This is a genomic window from Mycolicibacterium vaccae NBRC 14118 = CIP 105934 (assembly GCF_001552715.1).
Taxonomy (GTDB): domain Bacteria; phylum Actinomycetota; class Actinomycetes; order Mycobacteriales; family Mycobacteriaceae; genus Mycobacterium; species Mycobacterium vaccae.
The window spans coordinates 1-7,613 of the sequence record NZ_BCRS01000224.1 but is presented as its reverse complement, the minus strand read 5'-3'; the positions used below and the strand labels follow the sequence as shown (position 1 = coordinate 7,613).

The window sequence follows — 7,613 nt, the reverse complement described above, 5'->3', positions numbered from 1 at the left end:
TGCGGGGGTTGCGGCGCGGTCGGGGGTTGCGGGGGCTGCCCGCCGGCCTGCTGCTGCTGTGCCACGGCCTGCTGGGCCGCCTGCTGCTGCGCGGCGGCCAGTTGGGCGGCCATCGGCTCCGGCAGTTGCACCGGAAGCGGGGTACGCACCGGCAGCGGCGTATCCCCGCGCCGAACGACCGTATCGGCCAGCGCGTTTCGCGCCTCCTCGGCCAGCACGTCCATCCGCTCGTAGGGGCCGTTGACCACACAGCGGACCATCCAGCGGTAACCGTCGACGCCGATGAACCGCACGACCGCCGCACCCTCGCCGCCGGAGCCGACCACCTCGCGGCCCCACGGCCCGTCCTCGATGCTGACCCGGGGGGCGTCCTTGCGCAGCGAGTCCGCCAGCTCCGCGGCCACCTCGCGCCACAGGCCCGCCGACTTCGGCGCCGCGTAGGCGGCGATCGTGAAGCGTCCGTTGGGCGTCACCACCCAGATGGCGCTGGGCGCTCCGGTGTCGTTGAGTTCGACCTGAACCTGGCCGTTCTCGGGCATCGGGATCAATACCGACCCCAGATTCAGGCGCGCCACCTCGGCGACCGACGGATCGTCGAAGTCGTCGATGTCGAACGGGCCTTCAAGCTCCTCGTCGACGGAGTCCACCGACGTCACCTCCTCAGGCGTTGCAGCGCTGTCACTGTGGTGTCTGCCCAATGCCATGACCTCTCCCCCCTACAGACTGGCATGCCCACCGGAAGATCCGTGGCCACCGTCACCGCGGGTCGTGTCGGCCAGTCCGGCCTCGTCGAACGACGTCACCTCGACCAACTCGGGCAACTCGACGCGCTGCACCAGCAACTGCGCGATCCGGTCACCGCGCCGGATCGCGATCGGAACCGCGGGATCCAGGTTGATCAACGAGACCTTGATCTCCCCCCGGTAGCCGGCGTCGACGGTGCCCGGGCTGTTCACGATCGAAAGGCCCACGCGCGCAGCAAGTCCGGAGCGCGGATGAATCAGTCCGACCATGCCGTGGGGAATCGCCACCGCCACTCCCGTCGGCACCAGCGCCCGCTGCCCGGGAGCCAGATCGACATCCTGGGCACTGTAGAGATCGACCCCGGCGTCGCCGTCATGGGCGCGACTGGGCAGCGGGAGGTCGCGGTCGAGACGCACTACCGCCAGAGAGGTGGACACGACGTCACAGATTACTCTGGGCCTTGTGTCTGACACGCGCGCCACTGCCCAAACGATCCGCTATCGCGAGCGGTTGTCTGTCCCGCTGTGGTGGTGGCTGCCCGGACTCGGGGTGGCCGCCCTGATCGCCCTGGAGGTCGATCAGGGCATCAGCGGCGTGCCGGACTGGCTGCCCTACGCGGTGCTGCTTCCGGTCGCCGCGGTGGTACTGGTGATGCTCGGCAGGACCGAGCTGAAGGTGGTCGGCAACGGCGCCGAGACCGAACTGTGGGTCGGCGACGCGCATCTGCCCGCCTCGGTGATCACCCGCGCCGCCGAGGTTCCCCGCTCGGCGAAGTCGGCCGCGCTGGGACGTCAGCTCGACCCCGCCGCCTACGTCGTGCACAAGGGCTGGGTCGGCCCCATGGTGTTGCTCGTACTCGAGGATCCGGACGATCCCACCCCGTACTGGCTCGTCAGCGCCAGGCGTCCGGACCAGGTCCTCGCCGCGCTGCGCGCCTGAACAGGCGCGCAGCCCTGATCAGGCCGATCAGGCAGCGCAGTCCGTGCAGATCATCATGCCGTTCTTCTCGCTCGCCAGCCGACTGCGGTGGTGAACCAGAAAGCAGCTCGAGCACGTGAACTCGTCGGCCTGTTTCGGGATCACCCGAACCGACAGTTCTTCGCCGGACAGGTCCGCACCCGGCAGCTCGAAATTCTCGGCGGATTCGGACTCATCGACGTCCACGACAGCTGACTGAGCTTCGTTGCGCCGCGCCTTCAGTTCCTCGAGTGAATCCTCAGAAACGTCATCGGTCTCTGTGCGCCTTGGGGCGTCATAATCGGTGGCCATACCTGTCCCCTCCGTGAAGCTCGTTGCAGCGTTGCTTTGTACCAGCGTCGAACGCATCCACCAAATAATTCGTGCCCGTAATGCCCTCGGATCTAATGTGATTTATGTCACATACGGAGTCCGTCCGTTGTCACCGCCGGTCGGAGCGCTACCGGCGATGGCTCTAGAGTGCTGATCGTGGTCGCGCAAATCACCGAGGGCACGGCGTTCGACAAGCACGGTCGACCGTTCCGACGCCGTAACTTCCTGCCCGGGATCGTGACGTTCTGCTGCCTGGCGGTCGCGGCCACGCTGGTCTGGGTCATCGCACTTTCCCGCCCTCCGGAGGTGCAGCAGGCCGCGGTCTGCAACCCCCCGCCGCCCCCGGCCGAGCCCGGCGCACCGCCGCCCAACCTCGGCGAACAGGTGACGGGCTCGGCGATGCTCGACGTCACCCCGGCCAAACTCGCCGACTCCCGGGTCCGTGTGCTCAACGCCAGCGGCCAGGGCGGACAGGCCAGCGAGATCGCCGGCGAGCTGCGTGACCTCGGCTTCACCGATCCCGAGGCCGCCAACGACCCGCTCTACGCGACCGCCCGCCTGCAGTGCCAGGGCCAGATCCGGTTCGGCCCGGCCGGCCGGGCCGCGGCCGCGGCGGTGTGGCTGGTCGCCCCGTGCACCGAGCTGTTCCAGGACGGCCGCCCCGACGACACCGTCGACCTGGCGATCGGCACGGATTTCACCGAGCTGACCCACAGCGACGACATCAACGCGGTGCTGGCCAGCCTGCTCCCCGACGCCACCCAGCCCGCCGGCGCGGACCTGCTGACCAAGGCCCACACCGGCACCTGCTGAGATCAGTCCGCGATCGCCCCGCTGCGGACCAGCGCGTCGGCGAGCGCGGCGCTGATGCCGGGAGCCGAGGCCACCATCAGTCCACCGCCCTCCACCGACGCCGGCGGGCGCACCACCGCGCCTGCCTCGGCCGCGATCAACGCTGCCGCCGCCCAGTCCCACAGGTGCACGTCGTCCTCGAAGTACGCGTCCATCCGGCCCTCGGCCACCTGGCACAGATCCAGTGCGCACGAACCCAGCCGCCGCACGTCCCGTACATCGGGCAGGAGCCGGGCCACGATCTCCCCCTGGCGGCGCCGGCGCTCGCGGTTGTAGGAGAACCCGGTGCCGACCAGCGCCATCGACAGGTCCGTGGCCTCGGTGCAGCGCAATGCGGTGACCTCGCCCGCGCGCCGGACGGTGGCCCCGTGACCGAGGGCCGCGGAGTACACGGCGCCTGCGGCGACATCGGCCACCGCGCCGGCCACCGACGCCCCGTCGCGCCGGACCCCGACCGACACCGCGTAGGCGGGCAGCCCGTACAGGAAGTTCACCGTGCCGTCGATCGGGTCGAGCACCCAGGTCAGCTGTCCGTCGGCGCCGTCGACCGCGCCGCCCTCCTCCTCGCCGACGATCGCGTCACCCGGGCGCAGCGCGGCCAGCCGCTCGCGGAGCAGGCGCTCTGTCTCGGTGTCCACGACGGTCACGGGGTCGGTGGGGGTGCTCTTGGCGCGTACCGCCTGCTGCGCGCCACCGGGCAGCGGGACCGCCCCGAACACCTCCGGGCGCCTCCGCGCAACGAACTCGGCTGCTTCGCTCGCCAACTGTTCGGCCACCTGACGGAGCCGCTCGGGATCGCTGTCGATATTCACCACACCATCGTGCAGCACGCCGTGAGACGGCCGACGCCGCCATCGGATGCACGACTGGCCCACATCGCAATTGGCGAGCCGATAGGGTGTCAAAGCGCCCGGCGACCGGCGGCACAGTGGGGTGCCGGACAGCACCGTGCCATCACCTGCGCAGAGGAGCCTGCATGACAGCCGACGCGTCATCCCCGTCCCCGGCGACCTCCGCGGCCGACTCCGGCTCCTCCCGGCGGGGGTTCGGCATCGACGTCGGCGGCAGCGGCGTCAAGGGCGGCATCGTCGACCTGGACACCGGAACGCTGATCGGCGAACGGTTCAAGTTGGCCACCCCCCAGCCGGCCACCCCCGACGCCGTGGCCGCCACCATCGCCGACGTCGTCGCACACTTCGGCTGGGACGGCCCGCTCGGGGTCACCTATCCCGGCGTCGTGGCCGACGGCATCGTGCGCACCGCTGCCAACGTGGACAAGGGCTGGATCGGCCTCAACGCCAAGGAGGTCATCAGCGGCGCGCTGGACGGCCACCCGGTGACCGTGCTCAACGACGCCGACGCCGCCGGACTCGCCGAGGAGAAGTTCGGCGCCGGTCGCGACAACACCGGCGTCATCGTGTTGCTCACATTCGGCACCGGTATCGGCTCGGCGGTGATCCACAACGGCGTGCTGCTGCCCAACACCGAGTTCGGGCACCTGGAGGTCGGCGGCAAGGAAGCCGAGCACCGGGCCGCCAGCTCGGTCAAGGAACGCCGGGGCTGGAGCTACGAGCGCTGGACCAAAGAGGTCACCAAAGTGCTCGTCGCCGTCGAGAACGCGATATGGCCGGACCTGTTCATCGCCGGCGGCGGCATCAGCCGCAAAGCCGACAAGTGGATCCCTCTGCTGGGCAATCGCACGCCGGTGGTGGCCGCCGCGCTGCAGAACACCGCGGGTATCGTCGGCGCGGCGATGGCCTCGGAATTCGACGTCACCGCCACCGGCAAGTAGCCCCGTACGCGGGGAGCACCGACGCGCGCAGGCGTCAAATTTGCCGCTGTGCGCAGCGTGAACCCACACTGTCGTTACAATGGTCAACGGCGGCCGCCTACTGAACAGCAGCGGAGTATCCCACCTCGACGAGATGACGCTGTGAGATCGCCGCCGACATTCCCCATAGCCGACACATTTCGGTGGCGCACCTGTGCGCGCCCGAAACCCGCACGACCGAAAGGGTGTACGTGGCAGCGACCAAAGCAAGCCCGGCAACCGACGAGCCGGTGAAGCGCACCGCCGCCAAAGCTCCCGCCAAGAAGGCGCCCGCGAAGAAGGCCGCCAAGAGCGCGCCGGCCAAGGCCACCAAGAGCGCGCCGGCCAAGGCCACCAAGCGTGCCGCCAAGAAGGCCACCTCCGGCGCGGGTGACGACGATCTCGCCGTAGACGACGACGCCCTCGAAGCCGAGCCTGGCGACGAGCTGGAGGTCGACGACACCGAGATCGTCCTCGATGACATCGAGGTCGAGGACGACACCTCCGCCGACGACGACGCCGACGACGAGGAGTCCGACGACGAGGCCGCCGCGCCCGGCGTCGCCGCGCCGAAGGCGGCAGGCAAAGCGGCCAAGGACGACGACTCGCTTCCCGAGCCGTCCGAGAAGGACAAGGCCTCCGGCGACTTCGTCTGGGACGAGGAAGAGTCCGAGGCTCTGCGCCAGGCCCGCAAGGACGCCGAGCTCACCGCCTCGGCCGACTCGGTGCGCGCCTACCTCAAGCAGATCGGCAAGGTGGCCCTCCTCAACGCCGAGGAGGAAGTCGACCTCGCCAAACGCATCGAGGCCGGCCTCTACGCCACGCAGCTGATGGCCGAGCTCGCCGAGAAGGGCGAGAAGCTCACCACCGCGCAGCGCCGCGACATGATGTGGGTCTGCCGTGACGGCGACCGCGCGAAAAACCATCTGCTGGAGGCGAACCTGCGTCTGGTGGTGTCGCTGGCCAAGCGCTACACCGGCCGCGGCATGGCGTTCCTGGACCTGATCCAGGAGGGCAACCTGGGCCTGATCCGCGCGGTCGAGAAGTTCGACTACACCAAGGGCTACAAGTTCTCGACCTACGCCACCTGGTGGATCCGTCAGGCCATCACCCGCGCGATGGCCGACCAGGCCCGCACCATCCGCATCCCGGTGCACATGGTCGAGGTCATCAACAAGCTGGGCCGCATCCAGCGCGAGCTGCTTCAGGACCTGGGCCGCGAGCCCACGCCCGAAGAGCTCGCCAAGGAGATGGACATCACGCCGGAGAAGGTGCTGGAGATCCAGCAGTACGCGCGTGAGCCGATCTCCCTGGACCAGACCATCGGTGACGAAGGCGACTCGCAGCTCGGCGATTTCATCGAGGACTCCGAGGCCGTCGTGGCCGTGGACGCCGTGTCGTTCACGCTGCTGCAGGATCAGCTGCAGTCGGTGCTGGAGACGCTGTCCGAGCGCGAGGCCGGTGTGGTCCGGCTGCGCTTCGGGCTGACCGATGGCCAGCCGCGCACGCTCGACGAGATCGGCCAGGTCTACGGGGTGACCCGTGAGCGCATCCGCCAGATCGAGAGCAAGACGATGAGCAAGCTGCGCCATCCCAGCCGGTCCCAGGTGCTGCGCGACTACCTCGACTAGGCCTCCGCAAGACACGGGCAAGAATTATTTAAGCCGCCCGGCCTAGCGTCGCCGGCGTGAGAACAACGCCGACGACACACGACGCAGCAGGTTCGACCACCGGGGGGAAGCTACCGCCTGCGGCGGTGCTCTCCGCGGTCAGCAAGGTGCGGGGTGCGCTGGAGCGGCTGCACCGGGCCACGGCACCCCCGCACATCGCCCTGCTCGAACTCGGCCTCGGGTCGTGGTTCACCGCCGCGCTCTATGCCGCGGTGCGCCTGGGCATCGCCGACGAGCTGGCCGGCGGCCCGCTCAGCGCCGAGCAGGTGGCCGCCAGAGTCGGCGCCGATCCGCAGGCGACGTACCGCCTGATGCGCGCGCTGGCGAGTCGTTCGGTGCTCAGGCTGCGCCGCGACGGCACCTTCGCGCTGACCCGGCTCGGTGCCGCATTGCGCGCCGATCATCCGGAGTCGATGGCCCCGATGATCGCGTTCGTCGGCAGCCCCCGGCACTGGGAACACTGGGGCGAGCTGACGCATTCGGTGCGGACCGGCCGGACCTCGGTCGAGAAGCTGCGGGGGGTCCCGATCTTCGACTACCTCGACACCGACCCCGACTTCGCCCGGCTGTTCGACGAGGCGATGACCGGCGGATCCCGCGCCGTGATCGAGAACGCGGTCCCGGCATACGATTTCAGCTCCCGCAGACTCGTCGTCGACGTGGGCGGCGGCCAGGGCGGGCTCCTGGCGGCCATCCTGGACCGCACGCCCGAGGCCCGCGGCATCCTGTTCGACCGCCCGTCGGTGGTCGCCGGGGCCGCCGCTGTCCTCGGCCCGGCCGGGGTGCAGTCGCGGTGCCGCGTCGAGGGCGGCTCGTTCTTCGACGCGGTCCCCGCCGGCGGGGACACCTACGTGCTGAAGGCGATCATCCACGACTGGGATGACCGGGACTCGGTGTCGATCCTGGGTAATGTGCGCTCGGCCATCGCCGAGGACGGGCGCGTGCTGCTGTTCGAGATGGTGCTGCCCGAGCGGCCGCAGGCCCATCTGGGCTTCGTGGTCGACCTGGAGATGCTGGTCAGCGCCGGGGGCCGCGAGCGGACCGCCTCCGAGTACGCAAAACTGCTGTCGGCGGCGGGCTTCCGGATGACCCGGGTGATCCCGACCGCCAGCCCGCTGTCGATCGTGGAGGCCGTTCCGGTCTGAGCCGGGGCGGCGTCAGTCGGTCGACGCGCCTCCTGCGCCCGCACTGCCGCCGGCGCCGCCTCGACCGCCCTTGCTGCCCGTGGGCCCGGTGCCGGCGCTGCC

9 protein-coding genes are annotated in these 7,613 nt (G+C 70.0%); 5 read left to right on the top strand and 4 right to left on the bottom strand.

Translation table 11 applies throughout. From position 1 onward, the window contains the following. Both MVA01S_RS27570 and dut read right to left on the bottom strand, forming a co-directional pair. Positions 1–704: DUF3710 domain-containing protein (locus MVA01S_RS27570; protein WP_174539006.1), on the bottom strand; the 704-nt coding region annotated here is incomplete at its 3' end. Between the two features lie 12 nt (positions 705–716). Next, positions 717–1,181 carry a dUTP diphosphatase gene (gene dut / locus MVA01S_RS27565; RefSeq protein WP_040543278.1) on the bottom strand — a complete coding sequence of 155 codons (465 nt, stop codon included), beginning with the start codon at positions 1,179–1,181 and terminating at the stop codon, positions 717–719. A 25-nt stretch (positions 1,182–1,206) separates the two neighbouring features. On the opposite strand from dut, the gene MVA01S_RS27560 reads away from it, so the two are divergent. Continuing rightward, a complete protein-coding gene (locus MVA01S_RS27560) occupies positions 1,207–1,683 on the top strand; it encodes a DUF3093 domain-containing protein (RefSeq protein WP_003933995.1) in 477 nt (158 codons plus the stop codon). Between the two features lie 27 nt (positions 1,684–1,710). On the opposite strand, the gene MVA01S_RS27555 is transcribed toward MVA01S_RS27560, so the two are convergent. Continuing rightward, positions 1,711–2,013, bottom strand: coding sequence for a DUF4193 domain-containing protein (locus MVA01S_RS27555; protein WP_003933994.1), 303 nt, complete (start codon positions 2,011–2,013; stop codon positions 1,711–1,713). A gap of 177 nt (positions 2,014–2,190) precedes the next feature. Here MVA01S_RS27555 and cei point away from each other — a divergent pair, with 177 nt between their 5' ends. Next, complete coding sequence (gene cei / locus MVA01S_RS27550) at positions 2,191–2,847, top strand: envelope integrity protein Cei (RefSeq protein WP_003933993.1); 657 nt, start codon at positions 2,191–2,193, stop codon at positions 2,845–2,847. 2 nt (positions 2,848–2,849) lie between these two features. On the opposite strand, the gene MVA01S_RS27545 is transcribed toward cei, so the two are convergent. Continuing rightward, a complete protein-coding gene (locus MVA01S_RS27545; protein ID WP_040543287.1) occupies positions 2,850–3,701 on the bottom strand; it encodes an inositol monophosphatase family protein in 852 nt (283 codons plus the stop codon). Between the two features lie 161 nt (positions 3,702–3,862). On the opposite strand from MVA01S_RS27545, the gene ppgK reads away from it, so the two are divergent. The 3 genes from ppgK (at position 3,863) to MVA01S_RS27530 (ending at position 7,511) form a co-directional block, all read left to right on the top strand. After that, positions 3,863–4,678 (top strand): polyphosphate--glucose phosphotransferase, encoded by an 816-nt coding sequence (ppgK, locus tag MVA01S_RS27540; protein ID WP_003933991.1) that lies wholly within the window; start codon positions 3,863–3,865, stop codon positions 4,676–4,678. 191 nt (positions 4,679–4,869) lie between these two features. After that, positions 4,870–6,327, top strand: a complete 1,458-nt coding sequence (locus tag MVA01S_RS27535) for an RNA polymerase sigma factor (RefSeq protein ID WP_040543286.1) — start codon at positions 4,870–4,872, stop codon at positions 6,325–6,327. A gap of 56 nt (positions 6,328–6,383) precedes the next feature. After that, positions 6,384–7,511 carry a methyltransferase gene (locus MVA01S_RS27530; RefSeq protein ID WP_051015412.1) on the top strand — a complete coding sequence of 376 codons (1,128 nt, stop codon included), beginning with the start codon at positions 6,384–6,386 and terminating at the stop codon, positions 7,509–7,511. Positions 7,512–7,613: the final 102 nt, after the last annotated feature.

What these genes read in the sequence shown, in the direction of transcription:
- MVA01S_RS27555 (WP_003933994.1), bottom strand. Translation starts at nt 2,013, where the DNA reads ATGGCCACCGATTATGACGCCCCAAGGCGCACAGAGACCGATGACGTT.
- ppgK (WP_003933991.1), top strand. Translation starts at nt 3,863, where the DNA reads ATGACAGCCGACGCGTCATCCCCGTCCCCGGCGACCTCCGCGGCCGAC.